The 17,308-nt window shown below is 42.3% G+C and carries 9 protein-coding genes and 1 pseudogene; 3 read left to right on the top strand and 7 right to left on the bottom strand.

All coding sequences use genetic code 11. The features are described 5' to 3' along the window. Positions 1-69 precede the first annotated feature (69 nt). Both GXP67_RS26030 and GXP67_RS26035 read right to left on the bottom strand, forming a co-directional pair. A complete protein-coding gene (locus GXP67_RS26030) occupies positions 70-4,845 on the bottom strand; it encodes a DUF7948 domain-containing protein (RefSeq protein ID WP_162445833.1) in 4,776 nt (1,591 codons plus the stop codon). Between the two features lie 43 nt (positions 4,846-4,888). Next, positions 4,889-5,617, bottom strand: coding sequence for a hypothetical protein (locus tag GXP67_RS26035; protein WP_162445834.1), 729 nt, complete (start codon positions 5,615-5,617; stop codon positions 4,889-4,891). A gap of 559 nt (positions 5,618-6,176) precedes the next feature. Here GXP67_RS26035 and GXP67_RS26040 point away from each other — a divergent pair. Together GXP67_RS26040 and GXP67_RS26045 are read left to right on the top strand one after the other, a co-directional pair. Then, positions 6,177-7,366: pseudogene (locus GXP67_RS26040) on the top strand (Gfo/Idh/MocA family protein). A gap of 107 nt (positions 7,367-7,473) precedes the next feature. Further along, positions 7,474-8,307: a phytanoyl-CoA dioxygenase family protein gene (locus GXP67_RS26045; protein ID WP_162445835.1), complete on the top strand. Its 834-nt coding sequence runs from the start codon at positions 7,474-7,476 to the stop codon at positions 8,305-8,307. Positions 8,308-8,438: 131 nt separating this feature from the next. On the opposite strand, the gene GXP67_RS26050 is transcribed toward GXP67_RS26045, so the two are convergent. The 5 genes from GXP67_RS26050 to GXP67_RS26070 all read right to left on the bottom strand — a co-directional run bounded on the left by GXP67_RS26050 (position 8,439) and on the right by GXP67_RS26070 (position 15,522). Further along, on the bottom strand, positions 8,439-9,032 hold the full coding sequence (locus GXP67_RS26050) for an IS630 family transposase (RefSeq protein ID WP_162441765.1): 594 nt from the start codon (positions 9,030-9,032) through the stop codon (positions 8,439-8,441). Beyond that, positions 8,947-9,531: a helix-turn-helix domain-containing protein gene (locus GXP67_RS26055; RefSeq protein ID WP_162445836.1), complete on the bottom strand. Its 585-nt coding sequence runs from the start codon at positions 9,529-9,531 to the stop codon at positions 8,947-8,949. Before GXP67_RS26055 ends, GXP67_RS26050 begins: the two co-directional genes overlap by 86 nt. A gap of 146 nt (positions 9,532-9,677) precedes the next feature. Continuing rightward, the gene (locus GXP67_RS26060; protein ID WP_162445837.1) at positions 9,678-11,939 is read right to left on the bottom strand and encodes an Ig-like domain-containing domain; all 2,262 of its coding nucleotides are present in this window, start codon (positions 11,937-11,939) and stop codon (positions 9,678-9,680) included. 605 nt (positions 11,940-12,544) lie between these two features. Beyond that, on the bottom strand, positions 12,545-13,099 hold the full coding sequence (locus tag GXP67_RS26065) for a type 1 periplasmic binding fold superfamily protein (protein WP_162445838.1): 555 nt from the start codon (positions 13,097-13,099) through the stop codon (positions 12,545-12,547). Positions 13,100-13,158: 59 nt separating this feature from the next. Then, positions 13,159-15,522, bottom strand: coding sequence for a TonB-dependent receptor (locus GXP67_RS26070; RefSeq protein ID WP_162445839.1), 2,364 nt, complete (start codon positions 15,520-15,522; stop codon positions 13,159-13,161). Between the two features lie 293 nt (positions 15,523-15,815). On the opposite strand from GXP67_RS26070, the gene GXP67_RS26075 reads away from it, so the two are divergent. After that, positions 15,816-17,174: a hypothetical protein gene (locus GXP67_RS26075; RefSeq protein ID WP_162445840.1), complete on the top strand. Its 1,359-nt coding sequence runs from the start codon at positions 15,816-15,818 to the stop codon at positions 17,172-17,174. Positions 17,175-17,308: the final 134 nt, after the last annotated feature.

A 17,308-nucleotide genomic window follows, 5' to 3' on the forward strand; every position in this document is an offset into this window, starting at 1 on the left:
CCTTATTAACAGCAGTTTAAATTATTTTGATCTCCTTGCTGGCTCGATATATTTTCAAATATTGCTTGGCTATTGAATAATCAAGCGTAGGAACATATCCTTGTTTTGTTTTTCTCCTGCTACTGTTAGCCTGGCAATGTACAAACCAGCCGGAAGTGGTTTTCCTTGTATGTCCTTTCCATTCCATTTCAACAGATGGAAACCTGGCTGGTACTTGCCACTTGCTAATTCTGCTACCTTAGCGCCAGTCGTATTGTAAATGCTTACTTCTACCATATATTCGTTTCTGGAATCAGGTAAACTAAACGGAATCAGGGTTTCTCCCCGGAAAGGATTGGGAACATTCTGATTAAGCTTGATGCGTTGCGGGCGCAGGTGTTTGCTGATATATAGGGGCGAGCCATAATATACCCTGAAACGAGCCGAGGTCGCTGGGTTAAACTTGTAAATATTCTGTTCAACCATATTTACAATCACTTCCTGCTGTACATCATAGAGATATAATTGTTTGCCATTTGGCTCAGAAAAGTAATTTTCCCACTTTAGTTCTGCCAGTTCTGTTGTCAGGTTGGTTTCAACCGTAAATTCCCAGGTATATTCATCGGATACCGGCACCATTTGTTTGGTGAAGCCAGGTGTTTTCTTTATCTCTGAGGCAAAGCGGATTTCCAGATAATCTGTAAAACGGGGCAACAGATACCTGTCGTAGCGGTCTTTTCCAGTAGATGCCGATGGATGCATGCCTAGGCCACTAAGGTGGTAACGCATGGATTTGCTTTCAAGGGTAAAATTTACTTCAAACGCTGAGTTTTTATCATACAAAGGATGTTCTGCTGAAAGTCTTGCATTTCTGTTGTGGAGTACAGGAATTTTGAGATCAGTAGCATTGTCTGCCCATACAAAACCGCCCGAATATTGTTTAAGATCTCCAAAATCATAGTTACCATTGCCATTATAAATATAAAGCTCTCCTAAGTCTGGTGCATGGGTGGCATTGGCTGTTTTTACATCTTCCCAGAAAACTTCCATATCATATGGGTTGCCAATTAAATTCCACCCTGGCTGGAGATGGATGGTATAGGGTTTCGCTTGCCGAACTTTTAAGGTAGTTCCCTGGCCTGAAGTAAAGTTATTCCCATCTCTGGCGAGAATCCAGTAGGCCCTGCCGGTTTCAATAGTTGTAAAACTTGTAGAACTGTTTTTATATTCCTCATAATCAGCCAAACTGCCATTGTTATTATACCGGTACAAGCGCCACTTTTCAATGTCCTGTCCGCCTAGTTTATTTACGAATAACCCATTTACAGTACTATCTGCAAGAGTAAGCGGAATAGAAATCAGCCGGTAATCCCTTTGAGAACTGCCTTTTGCTAAAGGGATTTCTAAACCGCTTTCGTAATTGATGTACACTATGCCTGTATCGCTGGTAAATGCCGGACCATACTGAGCAGGCGGGGTAATTTCAAAATAATATTCTAATCCAATTTGATCGATGCTATCTGTTGGAGCCGGAACAGTATAAGTATTCTCAGTAGGTGCAACTGATTGTTTTTTCCAGCCTGTTTCGGCTCTGCTAATACCTCTGGTGTAAAGCATAACCTGGGTTTCGGAGGGATTCGGATTAAGCTGAATTGATAAATTGGGTATACTGGTAGGATCAAATTCCTGCCCATTATGGGTAATAGAGACAGGTTCAAAAGTTGCTGGCGTAATTATAAGTTGCGGAAGTGTGCTGAATTGCCATGCACCGGCAGCAAGGCCTGCAAAATAGTTTCCGGCTATATCTTTAAAAGCTGTATTGCTGATTTCAATAGTTACTACTGATCCTAATTTGAATGCAGGTAATGCAATCGTTACTTTGTTGACATCGGTAGTAATACCTAAGTCATTTAGTGGAGAGCCATTTTGTTTGATCGTAATTTCGCCTGTGGCCCGAATTACAGGTTCATTGAACAGTATTTCTACCTTAGTATCTACCGCTACATTCGTAGCTTCATTGAGAGGAGATGTACTCGTGATCAGAGGTGCTTCCTGATCTGGGTTTATGGTAAATTGCCATTCTCCAGTTGGAATACCTGCAAAATAATTCCCTACCGGATCTTTAAAAGCCAGCGCATCTATCTGAACAGAAATTGTTGAATTGTATTCAAGCAGAGGTAGAGTAATTGTAACCTTATCTTTGTTGATGGTGACGGCATCGCTATTAGCCGGAATGATTGTTGGGGTTCCATTTATTAAAACAGTAATTGAACCTGTTCCTGCAGATACATCTTCGTCAAATTGTAATTCAAGTTTTGCATCTCTTCCGGCATTACCCCCGGCAGCAGGAACTTTAGTTAAAATATGCGGTGGAGTGAGATCCGGCGCAGTAGTAAACTTCCATTTTTCCGCTGGTATTCCCTCATAAGGATTTCCTGCAATATCTGTAAAAGCTGTATTCCCAATTTGTATTTCAACCAATGTATTGGAATCGAAATTAGAAGCATTAATGATTGCTTTATTGCCTTCAATAATTACAGAAGCATCTGTACTGGGAATGACTGTATTTTTAGCTCCCTGTTTAATATTGATATTGCCTGTGCCCTTGGCTATAGGTTCAGAAAACGTAATTTCCAGTGTAGCATTGGTTGGTACAGCCACCGATTCATGTGCAGGAGACAGCAGATTAGCTGCAGGATTTACATCGTCTATTTGCGCAATAAATATATCTTTTGTTGATTTCTTTTCTGCTCTTGTTGTTTGAGCAGGCATAGTGATGTTAGATTTTGTAGTGCCGGCAATATATATTTTACCTTCTGTATTTATTGAGCCTCCCCAGGCTAGTTCTTCCTGATTATCGCCGTAATAGGCACCCCATATTCTTTTCCCAGCGGTGTCGAGTTTGGCTATAAACAGGTCTTTTGCACCACCATAGTCATTTCTCAAGCCATTGGCTACTTTATTTGTTGTGGTCGCAATATAGTTTTTACTTCCATTGCTGCTCTCTGCAACGCCTATAATATAAAGTCCTCCCTTTTTATCACTAAGAATATGTATGGCACTTTCGTAAGCAGTACCTCCATAGAAAGTAGCCCATATTTTTTTGCCTGAACTATTGAATTTTACTACGAATACATCACTGCTGCCTGCTCTTGAGGTTTGATGAGTACCCCGGCTGATATCATTGCTATTGGTAATAAAATCAGAACCTTGAGTATCTCCTATAATATAGATATTATCAGGCCCATCGGTTAGTACCTTTAGGGCATTGTCATACCCGTTGTTGCCATAATAAGTACCCCATATCGGTTGTCCTTCATCAGTGAACTTAGCCAGATAGCCACTGCTTACATTTGAACCATTGGTAGTGCCTGCTCTGAATGCCTGATGCGGATTGCTGCCGATTGCGATTCCATCTGTACTTATCGTTCTGCCGCATATATATATGTTTGACTGGCCATCTGAAGCAACACCGGAGCTGTAATCTCTGTGTGTGCCTCCAAAATAGGTGCCCCAGATACGCTGGCCATTTTGTGAATTAAATTTTGCTATAAAAGCATCCTGGTCACAATCAGTATCTGAATTGCAACCCGGATTGTACGCAGTGGTCCGGTACGCACCTGCAGTAGCTATTCCATTTTCGCTATTGGTCTGGCCAACCATATAAATATTCCCATCCGGTCCAATAGCCAGCTCTTCCCCTTTATCGATTTTGGTACCGCCATAATACGTTGCCCAAATGGGTACGCCATTAGAGCCAAATTTTACCAGAAATCCATCAATACTTCCACCGTGAAGAGGCTGGTGAGCATTGGTACTATACACAGCGAGAGAGATATCTTCAGCGGATATCTCCCCACATAGGTAAAGGCTTCCGGTAGCATCGATGATCAGGTCTTTTGCCGAACTTCCATCGGCAATGTAAGTAGCCCACTGTAGCTGATGATCTTTGTTAAATTTTAATAAATAACTAATGGTTGGCTGGGAGAAACTATTGGAAAATACATTGTTATATAAGATACTGGTTTTGCTTTCGGTAAGTCCTGTTACATATACATTGTTATCAGCATCAGTTTTAATATAGGCGGTATGATCATCTTTTTCTCCGCCATAATAGGTTGCCCAGCTTACGGCCGGATCAATAACAATGGCTTGAGTGGGGTCATAGGGATCTATTTTAAAAGAGACAATCCCTTTACTCAATTGGTACGCAGATTTTACCTCAGTTGTATCTCCTTTACTTGTCTGATAGGTAAAAGGCATTCCCTCAATGAGCTTACCCATTGGATTGGTGATGAGCAGTGAGCCTTTTTTATGTAGTTTGAGGGTTTGATTGCCTGTATAAGTAAAGCGAATATGTTCAGTTTTTCCGCCTGGTCTCACCAAAAAGTCATATTTGAGTTCGGAGCCATGTGTATAAATTACAAAATCTATGTGTGGATATACTTCTTTATAAATAATCTTCTGGTAGCTCCGCACCTGGCTGATTCCTTTTGGATAGGCAGAATGAAAGTAATTATCTACGCCGGGCACCTGACTCTCGGCCTGTACCTCTACATTTGTGCTGGCACCAATCAGTTCCATATGTACTTGCTGTATGGTGCGTTTGCCTTTTTGATTTTTATTCCAGGTATAAATGATCCCTTTCTTCGTAAGATAAAAACTCACCCCTCTGCCAGTACCTGTAAATAGTATATCTGTGCGCGTTTTACCCTGTTCGTTGAGTATCTGGCCTTTATTTTCGGTGAACTTAAGTGGAGATTGAAATAATGCGGCAGAAGGGGTATCAGTAGATGCATAACTAAAACTAGCCGCTGGATAAATAGCCAGCCAGAGTATATAAGCAATTGGGAATAAGTGTTTCATACTCATACAAAGACAATTAGAAAAGACTCCGTTGAAATCAATATTATTGTTCTTTTGGTAATCCGGGAGGCCCGGGAAGGGTCCTGTCAGGTACCCAGGGCTGTTCAATCAATAGATACGCAATACCTGCAGCTGCTACAGGAATCAGTTTAACCGGCCAGCTAAATCTTCTTTTCACGCTAAAAGTATTACTGAGCGTATAATTATCCGGATGGTTAACCGTCGTCACTTTCAAACGGTATTTGTCTCCCGGCCTGGCATGAGCGGGTATGGTTAATTTGTATTGCTTTTTGTTGGCAATATCTTCGGTTTGTGCTACCCTGGTATTGCCATTAAAAAGCTCCAGACGGATTTTTTCATTTACTACGCCTCCTCTCCAGGAAAATGTATGTGCTTTGGCCCGTTTATATGTCTTGCTGACTTGCGAAGCAGACATAGCCAGGGGAGAATAAACCAGGGTAGCCTGTACTTCAAATGAAATCTCTCCATTATAGCGCGAAAGCTCATTTTTTGCCTGCCATTCAATTCTTTTGTCGTTGCCAGCCGTAATGGTATCTCCAATATTTCCACTGACCAGGGCAACTGGTTCTTCGAGCTGGTTGTGTGAGCTGTATAATGAAATTTTATACTTCTGGTTATCCATAGAACCCTTCAGGTCGTAGAATACATAAATAACATCTCCTTTAGACTCAGCCCGTACATTACTCACTTGCTGGGCAATACTACAGGTGAGCGGAAAGAATAACAATAATAGAAAGTAGCGTTTGAGCATATACCTTTTGTAGAAGAGTAGCAGATGTATATTTGTTAAAGGCTGGCTGCGTAGTAATTAACCTGGATTAGGTATCTGAAAACTATTTATCACTAAAAGTTAAAGAACGTATAATTTATTACACTTGCCAGTAAGTATGAGCGCTTTGCCATTGGTCTTACAAAAAAGTGCAAGTCTTAAAATTAAGCACATTCCTACCCAAAAGCAATACCTTTTTTCGGGTATTTTTGGTAATTTTCAGCTAAAAGACTTACATCTGTTTTTATATCCAAATCAAACCTTCTGAGATAACAGATAGCAGGAACAGGCAACACTCACCATTTTGAGGGTAAAGATCAAAATAGAGTATTAATCCGCTTGTAAAATACGTGTGCCAGTATAACTTTTTTGTTGAGAGGGCAACCAGGGCTTCTGTTATAATTGCCAAAAAAATGTCCTACATTTAAATAAAATAATTATACTTGAAGTAAGAATTACCGGCTTGGCTTTTTCAAAATAGCCTTTTTGAAAACAAATAGTCAAAATCATTTTATCACCTTTTACTTAAAATTTTTTTCGAATGGCAAAAATTGCAATGTTAGGAACAGGCTTTATCGGTGAGTTTTATACCACAGCTTTACATGGACAACGTAATCCTGACCGGGTGGTGAGTGTATACTCCCGCAGTGAAGAAAATGGCAAACGGTTCGCCCAGAAATGGAATATTCCCAAATGGACCACCTCTATGGAAGAAGCTGTAAATGATTCCAATATTGATGCTGTCATCATTTCTCTGCCCAATCATCTGCACCTGGAGGCAGTTCAACTTTCTGCTAAGGCCGGGAAAGCCGTATTGTGTACCAAACCTCTGGGAAGAACCGCAGCAGAAGCTAAAGCGATGCTGGAGGCAGTAGAAAAAGCAGGTGTGATGGGCGGATATCTGGAAGATCTGGTATATACCCCCAAAACCCTCAAAGCCATAGATTATGTAAAAAAAGGGGCACTGGGTAAAGTATTATGGGCACGCTCCCGGGAAGCACATCCTGGTCCGCACAGCGACTGGTTCTGGAATTTCCAGATGTCCGGGGGAGGAGCGCTGGTAGATCTGGGGTGTCACTGTATTGAAATCGCCAGAAGTTTCATTGGCAAAGATGTCCGGCCGGTAGAAGTGATGTGCTGGGCAGAAACCCAGGTAAAACCTATTGATGCCGAAGATCATGCCATTGGCCTGGTAAAATATGCCAATGGAGCCATCGGACAGTTTGAAGTGAGCTGGTGTTTCCGGGGAGGTATGGATCTGCGGGACGAAGTATCGGGCACGGAAGGAACCATACGTACTGACCATTTTCTGCGGACTGGATTTGAAGTGTTTACGGCTGCTGAACAAGGGGCTATGTAGCCGAAAAAGCCGAGAGCGAAACTGGATGGCTGTTTCCGGTTGGCGACGAAGTGCATGAATTAGGCTATACCCATATGTTTACCGACATGTTTAATTCCCTGGAGAAAGGGACGCAGCCAGTAGAATCTTTTTATGATGGATATGTGGTGAATGCGATCATGGACGCCTGTTATAAATCTGCCAAAACGAAAAAATGGGAACCGGTGGAACTTGAAATATGGCGTGGCGGGGAAGAACAGAATAATGGCAAGGCCGTTAAAGAATATGATGCTCAGTATCTGTTGATTAAAGAAGAGAAATTACCCAATGGCAGCAAAAAAATTATTCTGAAAGACAAGCAGAGCGGCGAAATTATCCAGCGGGAAGTATAATCTGGTAGCCAGATTTAGAAGCACTTCAATACATATATCTTCCGCTATCAACGATTGACTATTGGCTAATGACTTTAAGTGAATGAACTTCTAAATGAATTATACCTATGGACTACAAACAATTTACATCTGCCGACAAAGAAGCTTTTGACCGGGATGGGTATGTAATTCTCAAAAAATTTTTTTCTGCTGAAGAAGTGGAAGCTATATATGGCACTTCCAGAAACGACAATATCATAAGCCAGAAATCCTTTGACTTTAATGACAGCAAGGGGATGCGTACCAAACTGGCTTTGTGGTATACGCCGCAGGATGACGTATATGGCATGTATAGCCGCTGTCAGCGAATGGTACGTGCCGTGGAAATGATTTTAGGCGGAACAGTGGCACATTATCATTCCAAACTGATGCAGAAGGAACCTAAAGTGGGCGGCGCCTGGGAGTGGCACCAGGATTATGGATACTGGTATAACAATGGATTTTTATTTCCGGATATGGTAAGTGTAATGCTGGCTTTAACGTCGGCTACGGTAGAAAACGGATGTTTGCAGGTACTGAAAGGTTCACATAAAATGGGCCGCATAGAACATGGGATTACCGGTCAGCAGGTGGGAGCGAGTATGGAGAAAGTGAATGAGGCGCTCAAACGGATGGAACTGGTGTATGTCGAATTAGAACCTGGAGATACGCTGTTCTTTCATTGTAATGTATTACACCGCTCGGAAGCCAACCTGAGCGAACATTCCAGATGGTCGTTGATTTCGGCCTATAATCTGGTAAGCAATCGTTCTTACAAAGATGAACCTGCTTCGCATTACACACCGGTTTCTATGGTATCTGATGAAGCCATTTTACAAGTTAAAACACAGGGTATTGCTGCCAGCGCCGATTTTCTGACTCCTGAAGTGGATAATAAGTTTAAAGAAACCATTACGCAGTAAAGGCACGGTTATTTTATATGTACTAACCTTTAAAACAAAACCCGTAAGCTGTAGCCGTCTTACGGGTTTTGTATGAATAAACTTATAGTATTGCCATACTAAATTAAGTTTAATACCAAATAGGGCGAAGGCTATTCCATAGAGGTTGTAATCTTGCTGATGGCTTCTAAAATGTAAGGGTATCCGGTTAGAGAGGCGATCTGTCTTTGCCCATAACTTTTAGCCGTATTAGTGATCCAGGCTTCCAGTTCTTGTTCATGGCTGAAGTTGTGAAAAGCTACTTTGTTTTTCATATCCCCCCACAGCCTTTCGACCGGATTGAGTTCAGGGTTGGAAGAAGGTAAATACACCAGGCGGATATTTTGGGGCACTTGCAAGGCTTTTGCCCGGTGATAGCCTGCTTTGTCTACAAAGATAAACTTGAACACTTGCGGTTGATGGCGGCTAAACTCCTCAAGCATATACTCAAAGTAAAGCGTGTTAACCTGTGGGGCAGTAATAAAGAAGTGATCTCCTGTCAGCGGTTCTACCAATCCATAGCAGTAGCGGTAGATGAAGCGGTGCTGATAGGCTCCTACCGGTTTTATGCCGGCAAGGGTGATGGCTCTTCTCAAAACAGTCATCAAACCAAAGCGGCTCTCATCCTGATAGTACACCTTCCAATGGCTGACTACCCCTTTGGCAGCCAAAGGAGCATAGTAGCGCTGTAAGAGGAAAGTGAGCACCAAGTTTAGTTTTTTTATACTTCTGCTCATAGGCTAGATCCTTTTTCAGGTTGCTCTTTCTAACCACTTTCAGCTTTGCCCCCAGCTGTCGGTGGACAAACCAATGTACATGCTCATAGCTCAGATCAATGCCATGCGCCGTGTGCAACCACTCATGGATTTGCTTATAAGAAGTAAAATAGTTGTTTGGATCAGCAAGCTTTGCCTTCAACTGCTCAAGTACTTTACCTGCAATCTGTGATGCCCTTTTGTGGCCGCCCGGATCTATCTGAAGACAGGCTTGCAGCCCTTTCTGTTTGTAAAGCCGGAACCACTGGCCCACTGCATGACGCTCATAGCCTACGGCAGCAGCTATTTGTCCATACGCTTTAGCCTGCCCACTCTTGTAGAGGTAAAAAGCCCGCAGTCTGGCTCCGGCTAGCGGATGGGCTATTTTTTTGCTCATCTTCAGCAACTGCTCGGCACTCTCGATGAGCTCAGTTTTGGTTACTCTTCCCATACTTGATCAACATATAACATCTATGGAAGGTTCTTTATACTATTCGGTATAATATGATGTTTTTTGAGTAAATTGCTGATTTACAAATATGTTACGAACAGCAAACGAAGTTCAGCAAAGCCAAACAACGATTTGGTATTATAGTATCATTTTGTCAATACTAGTTTATAATTCCTGCTGTACCGCTGGGTAACAAGTTTTACTACATATACTCCACTTTTGAGCATACCAGCTTCATAAACTACTGAATACCATTTGCCTGCCTCTAGGTCGGCTTGATAAGGGCTGCTGATAAACAAGCCCTTGGCATCATAGATTTCGAGACGTGCATATCCTTTATCTGGGGTGCTAAATGAAATGAGCGTGCGATCGTGAAATGGGTTGGGAAAAGCAGCAACCTTACCAGATATACCTTCGTTGTCGGCATAATTTATTCTGGCAGCCGGATTAGTATTTACCACACTAAAACTAACGGTATGTGCGGCTCCCTTCTTACCACCAGAACCCATATACTGATAAGGAGTAGCTGTAAGTGTATGGTTGCCTGCAGGTAAAGTCCAGGAACGGAAATCTCCGTTTATATCGCCGCCAATGGCATAGGGAAAATGGTTTTCCCGGATTGAAAGTTCATTAAGTTTGAATACCACACTTCCCAGCCTTTCCGGGTTTGTAATGGCCCGTATGTTCAGATTTTCAGCAGGAAAATTAGCCAGGTCAATCACATCTCCATTCTTCAACGCCAGGATATCTTCATTTGTATCGGCATTGAGCAGCACTAAGCTGTTTACGGACGTGCCAGTTATTGTAAAGTGTATGGTGAGTTCCTTACCCTTCAATCCATTTCCGGTGGTAGCTGTGTAAGCCGTCCGTTCCGAATAAGGAGTTGCCGTAAGTGTATGATTTCCTACCGGCAGGGTGATAGCATTATAATTCGTGCCGGCACCTCCACCGTAGGCATACGGAAGCTGGTTCTCTACCACTAGCTTTCCATCCAAATCAATCAGTACACTTCCCACCACACCCGGATTGGTAATTACCTGTATATTCAGGTTCTGGGTGGGAAGTTTGGAGAGGTCAATTACATCACCTTCTTCGAGCGGCATCAGAGGGCGGTCAGTATCGGCATTTACCAGGATGAATTTTACCACAGATTGCTCAGGCTGGGATACGGTGGTAAAGCTCCATTCACCAGGCACAATACCAGCGAATTCATACCCTATGGAATCTACAAATACACTGGAAGGAATACTTACTGTAATACTTGTACTATATGGAAAATCATCCGGGTTGATGGTAACTGTATTCCCGGCAATGCTTATCCTTTCGTCGGTGAGGGGAAGTATTTGGGTACTACTGCCTTGTGTAAGAGTAATCTCCCCCGACCCTACAAACACCTCTTCGTTAAATGAAATGGTTAGGCTGGCATTTACTGGTACATTCCCTGCCGTATTTTCCGGAGAAAAACTGGTGATAACCGGAGGTGTATCTGCCTGGCCTACCGTTGTAAAACTCCATTCACCATCCGTAATTCCTGCAAACTCATAACCAGTGACATCTACAAAAGCACTGGAAGGAATACTTACTGTAATTAAGGTATTACCAGGGAAATTATCTGGGTTAATAGTAACAGTAGTACCCGCAATGCTTACTCTTTCGTCGGAAAGTTCAATGATCTGGGTAGTGTTGCCCTGCTTAATAGTGATCTCTCCCGACCCTACAAATACCTCTTCATTAAAAGTAATACTCAGGGTTGCGTCTACCGATACATTATTTTCGTCATTCATGGGAGAGAAGGAAATTAGGGCAGAAGGTATATCTGCCTGGCCCACCGTTGTAAAAATCCATTCCCCTTCAGCTAATCCAGCAAACTCATTTCCTGCCAGATCCTTGAAAGTTCCTGCTGTGATACTTATTGAAATAGTGGAATTGTTAGTAAAACTATCCGGAACGATGGTAACCTGATTGCCAGCCACACTTATCACTGCATTATTCACGGGAATAACCTGTGTAATTCCCCCCTGGCTAACGATTATATTTCCCGTTCCTTTTATTATTTCTTCACTGAAGACAAGTACAAGGTACGTGTTTGTGGCTATTTCGGTGGCACCGTTATCTGGCGAGAAAGAGGTTAGCACCGGTGCTAGTGTATCTTCAGACAGGTACACTTTAATAGGTTCAATACCTGTGTTTGCAGTTATATACGTTTCTTCTCCTGAAAGATAAGCTGTAGCCATATCTGTTTTATTAAAAAAACTGCCTGTAAACACGTTTTGGCCAGATTGTTCAACAAGATTTACAGTACCAATGGTTTTAATAAATTGAGTGTCTGATTGCCGTCCGAATGCCTTTGTAAAAAGAGTGCATGTGAGTAGTATCAGTTGCAGGTGGTAAAGTTTTAAGCTCATCATATGTTAGTTGTTGAAGTGGGTATTATACTGACAAATCCATTGAATAAACGCTGCATAACAAGGCTAATTCATTAGGTAGACAGCCTTTCAGAATCCTGAATCATGGAGTAATCAGCTAAATAGTAAAATCAGGAATCAGAAATTGAAAATCAGCTAGTTTGCTGTTGCTGCAGAGAAGAAAATATCCGTAAATATTATCGTTTATTGTATGATAGTCAATACTTTATGCCAGGTATATTTATGAGTATAAGCTGATATGCTATTTTCTGATACAAAGCCGGTTTGCTTGTGAAAGCTATTCCTGCCAAGCGGTATTTTCCGGTTCAGTAAAAGAATAAGGTGATAGCTGGAAGTTAATCATACAACTATAATTATATCAATCCTGCCAACTTCTCCTAAGGTCTAAAGGATAAGAGAACCTGATAATTGAGATCAGGAATATGTACCGTTTTTATAAATAAAAATCAGGTAGAATTTAGGACGTGGGTCTGTATTTAAAACGATAAAGGAGAGAACGGCGTGAGCAACATAAAGAAAATGACGCAAGAAAAAGCCTGCTCATTCAGCAGGCTTTCTAGATGATTCAGTTAATAAATGTTACTTAGTTATTGAATCGAAACCGGAAACACAGGTTCAGCATCGGTTGAGCCTACATTTATATCATCTCCCGCTTGTTTGAGTCCATCGGGTTTGTGTTTGAGCGTAATGGTTAGCGTACCGCTGCTGGTAGTAGCGGCAGTAAAAGTAGTTGTCAATCCAAGAGGAAAGCCTTTGTTATCTGCATCTGTTTTGTTTACATTCATGGCAGCACCAGTTACAGTATAAAATATCTCGTGGGCATCACCTTCCTTTTCAATTTCATCTGTAATATCTTTCACATTCGCCGGATTCGACTCATCCAGAAATTCAATCCTGCCGTCATATGTCGTTCCAGGCTTCAGTGTCAGGCCGGTTATGATGGGTGAACCATCTCCTTCCGGATCTTTCCAGGTAGCTGTAACCGTTTCTGAGGCATTGGATTTATTTGTTAGCGTTAGTTTAACGGTGGTGATCAGTTCTTCTTCATTTTCCTCAATTGGGTTTTCTTCGTCTTTGTCGCAACTGGTTACAAGAAATGAAAACAGTACTAAAAGCAGGAAATGTTTGGTGATTCTTAACATAGCATGTGAAATTTAGGTGGTTATCAGTTAGTTAATTATTAATTGCTGGTATAGATTAATTAAAATTTGAATTTCAGCCGTACCGTAAAGTTTCTTCCCATTTCGTCGGTGAAATACCGGAAGCGGTTTAGATAATCTTTATAACTGGTATTAAAAATATTGCTCACACCCAGGCCAATTTCTGCCTGATGCAAGGCCGGTAACGAAAAACTGGTTTCGGCATTAAAAAGCGTATATCCTTCCGGCGCTGGTGCATAATCACTATTGGCTGGTGTACGTCGCTGTTTGGAAACATGCACACTACTTAAGGCAATCTGCAGGTGTAAATGATTGAGTTTATCTATATGTGGAATATCAAACTTAACTGTATTTTCGAGGCGGTCTGCCGGTATAAAAGGCAAAGGCTGATCTGTACTGCGGTTGATGGCCCGGATTAAAGATAGTTTAGATTGGAGAGTGGCAAAAGTAAGAACTTTATAACTCACCATCGCATCTACGCCTCTGAAAACCGCATCTACCTGAGTATAGCGAAAGGAAGGAAAAGCACCCCGTATAGTAAGTACCGGCGGAAAAACCGGCATCAGGTAAATATACTGGTCAATATAATTCTGATACACACCAATTTCTGCATTCCACTTTTCATGCTCATACCGGGTACTTACAGTGAAATTATATGCCGTTTCAGGAACCAAAGAAGTATCGCCTTTCTCATAGGCAGCTGCTCCATGATGTACACCATCGCTGAACAGTTCGTTAATGGCAGGCGGACGCCAGGCGGTTCCCAGGTTGGCTGAAAAAGAAAGGTTAGAATTGAGTTTGTAAGAAGCTCCTACAGAACCCGCGAAATTGCTGAAATGAAAAGTAGGTTCATAGCGGACACCATTCCGGAGCCTGAATACTTCCAGCAGGCGGTAATCATAGCGGATGCCTACTTCTGCTTCCCACTTTTTCTGGGTTATCCTTTCAATTACAAATACCCCAATACCCCGGTTCCGGAAATTAGGAATCAGGTAACGCCCACCAATTACATTGCTTTGCCAGAAGGTAGTAATGCCTGCACTGCCGGTAATGAACTGCTTGATGGGTTTATGTTCCCAGATCAGATCCGCAGTATGGGTACGTAGGGTATATTCAAGTTCAGGCGTATTTTCGTTGCTGCCTCTGGGACGGTGCAGGTCATACTCGCCCCGGTAATTATGCTGCCTGGCATAGGTAAGGGTAAACTTTCCGAGATGAGCGGAAGTAAGAAATGCTTTTGCCTTCAAAAGCTGATGGGTTACCTGCTGGTAAGGCCTTCCGATTTTATAAGAAAACCCCGACTCATATTCTGGCAGAGGTGCTCCATATTCGATGGCTCTCTCCAGATCGGTTATATTGCCAATATGTGCGCCAGCAAAAATTCCATTCTTCGTCTGGAAACGGCTATAAAAGATTTCTCCACCCACATTTTTTTTGCGGTAGCCTACAGCTGAAGAGAAATTAAATTCCTGTACGCCAGAGTTTTTCAGGTAATATCCGGGAGCTTTGGCATTTCCTGCCCGTTTAGCGGTACCCTGCAATCGCCAGCTCCAGGCACTGGCCTTTTTTAAATTTCCTTCCAGAATTCCCGATGCAACACCCTGCCTGTTATTCGACCAGCCCACCAGATTTAATTCACCTCCCAAGCCAGGTGTTATAGGAAGCGGAGCAGGTTCCACGAGAATAACTCCCCCAATGGCATCAGGCCCATAACGTACACCAGCTGCCCCTTTTACCACCGAAAGACTCGAAGCTACAAACGGATCAATTTCAGGGGCATGTTCCGAGCCCCACTGCTGGCCTTCCTGCCGGATACCGGCATTTAAAATTAAAATACGGTTGCTGTGCAGGCCATGAATCACGGGTTTGGAAATAGAAGGGCCGGTCTGGATGGTGGTAACGCCGGTAATACTTTTCAGAGATTCGCCCAGTGATTTTCCCCGGGTACTCTCCAGCTCTAATCCCTGCAATTGTTCTGTGGGTTGTAAGGCCGGTATTGGCAATTTCTGTTCTACAATCGTAATCGTTTGGAGTTCAATATCCCTTTCATTAAGCCGGAAATTCTGCGTGAGATATTTGTTGCTCTCCGACAATTGGATGATCACAGTGTCTGGCTCGTACCCAATATAACTGCACACCATCGTATACGATCCCGCGCAGATATCTTCAATTTTATACTCGCCGTTGATTTTAGTTGCATCTCCTTTAGCAAGCTCCTTTATAATAATGGTAGCGCCAGCAATCGGTTTTCTGGCCTGATCTACTACTATTCCATGAATATGATAGTGGCAATCTTCTCTCGTATGCTGGGCTGACTGGGCATAAAGAAAGCCAGGCAGTATCCATACCAGAAAAAATAAACCTTTGTTAAATATGAATTGCAGCGTTTCTCCCAAGCCCGTCATTATTGAACATTTCTTAGATGAGCGTACAAAAATACACATTTGCAATAATGTTGCAAATACGATAGGTAAATAAAGATAACATTTTTGAAAAAAGAAGCCTTTATCAGATATATAGAGTTTCAGGCCATCTTTTATCCGTTCATCCCGGCGTAATGCATTTGATCAATAAAATAAGCTGTAGCCGGTTTACAAAAACAATATCCTTCCATAAAGTCACAAAATCACGAAAACAACACATACACATATATGCTTTAGCTGCAAGCCTGGCAGCCCCCGAAAATCTATACACATCCATGAAAACAAGTACACCTATTAAAAAAGCATTCGTATTCTTAATTTGTATCGCCTCATTCTGGGCTTGTAAAAAAGACGATCAGCCCAACCCTGTAAACCCGGGTAAAGATCCGGAACCACAACCACCTACCGAAATAGTAACAGAAATTGGTGCACCCCAAGGAACTCCGGTAAGTGTGCTTATTGGAAAAGAAGGAGGTTCAATATCGTCTGCTGATGGAAGAATTAAAATAGATATACCTGCCGGTGCTTTAGCAGGCAGCACAAACGTTAGCATTCAGCCAGTCTCCAACAAAATGTTCAATGGCATAGGGGTTGCCTATCGTTTAACGCCAGCGGGATTGCAATTAGAAAAGTCTGCTACCTATACCATTAATTATACCGATGCTGAGGTAGAGGGTACTAATCCGGAAGCGTTGAGAATGGCATACCAGAATACCAATGGTGCCTGGAAGTTTAAAGAGGATGTAACGGTAGATGCAGCCCAGAAAAAAGTAACTGGCAACCTGAAAGAACTCAAAGACCAGGCTTTATTCACAAAATATATACTGATTCCTGGTAAGGCTTCCGTTCAGATTAATGAAGGGGTTGAATTACAGGTGCGGCTGGTGAGTTTCCGTATCCCCACCGGGAATGATTCTGAAATCCTGGTAGAAGGGGAAGAATTAGCAAATGCAAGTAAAGTCAAATCCTGGAGACTGAACGGCCAAGCAGGACCAACTTCCGGTGCCAACGGTAGCTTATCCGGTGCTTTGGGCGCTAAAATGAGCTATAAAGCACCAGCTTCTGTGCCTGCACAAAATCCGGTAGCGGTGTCTGTAGAGATGGATGGACCTTCGGGCAGCAAAATTATTCTGATATCTAACATTACAGTAAAAATGTTTAAATGGGTGATGGACGTTGAGTGGCTGCGTACCAGCACTTGTACGCCTGGTGCGATTGCTGCATTCACCTATACAGCTACTACGAAGATAGAATTTGAACTCGATAATAATGGTAAAATCACGAACGTGGAAGTGAAGGGTGAAGATGATGGAATGGTATCTGGTATAGAATCTTGTCTGCCTGATTTCTACTCAGCGACCGGCGAAGCTACAGGTATACATATTACTGATATGGTTGGTGGCATCGATCAGAATGGCAAGCTTGACTTCGATTTTAAAGGTGACTGGATGGACTTTCCTACTTTTACCCTGCATTACAAAGATGGCAGTTCCAGTAAAACAGAGGAATCTTACCAGACTTTTGAAGGGATCAATACTTTTACGAAAATGCCTCTTAAAGATGGTGACGAATTGAATATGCGTAATGCTGAGCCAACCGGCTTTATTTTCAGACTAACTACAATGGAGAAATAAGGTCAGAGGTAGAGAATACGAGAATATTTTTATCATAGAACTAGATATATATCATAAACGACAACAGCCTGGCTTTCCCGGGCTGTTGTCGTTTATGTTACGATGGTCAGTAAATATGGAAGCATTTAAACCGC

The organism is Rhodocytophaga rosea (assembly GCF_010119975.1).
Classification (GTDB): domain Bacteria; phylum Bacteroidota; class Bacteroidia; order Cytophagales; family 172606-1; genus Rhodocytophaga; species Rhodocytophaga rosea.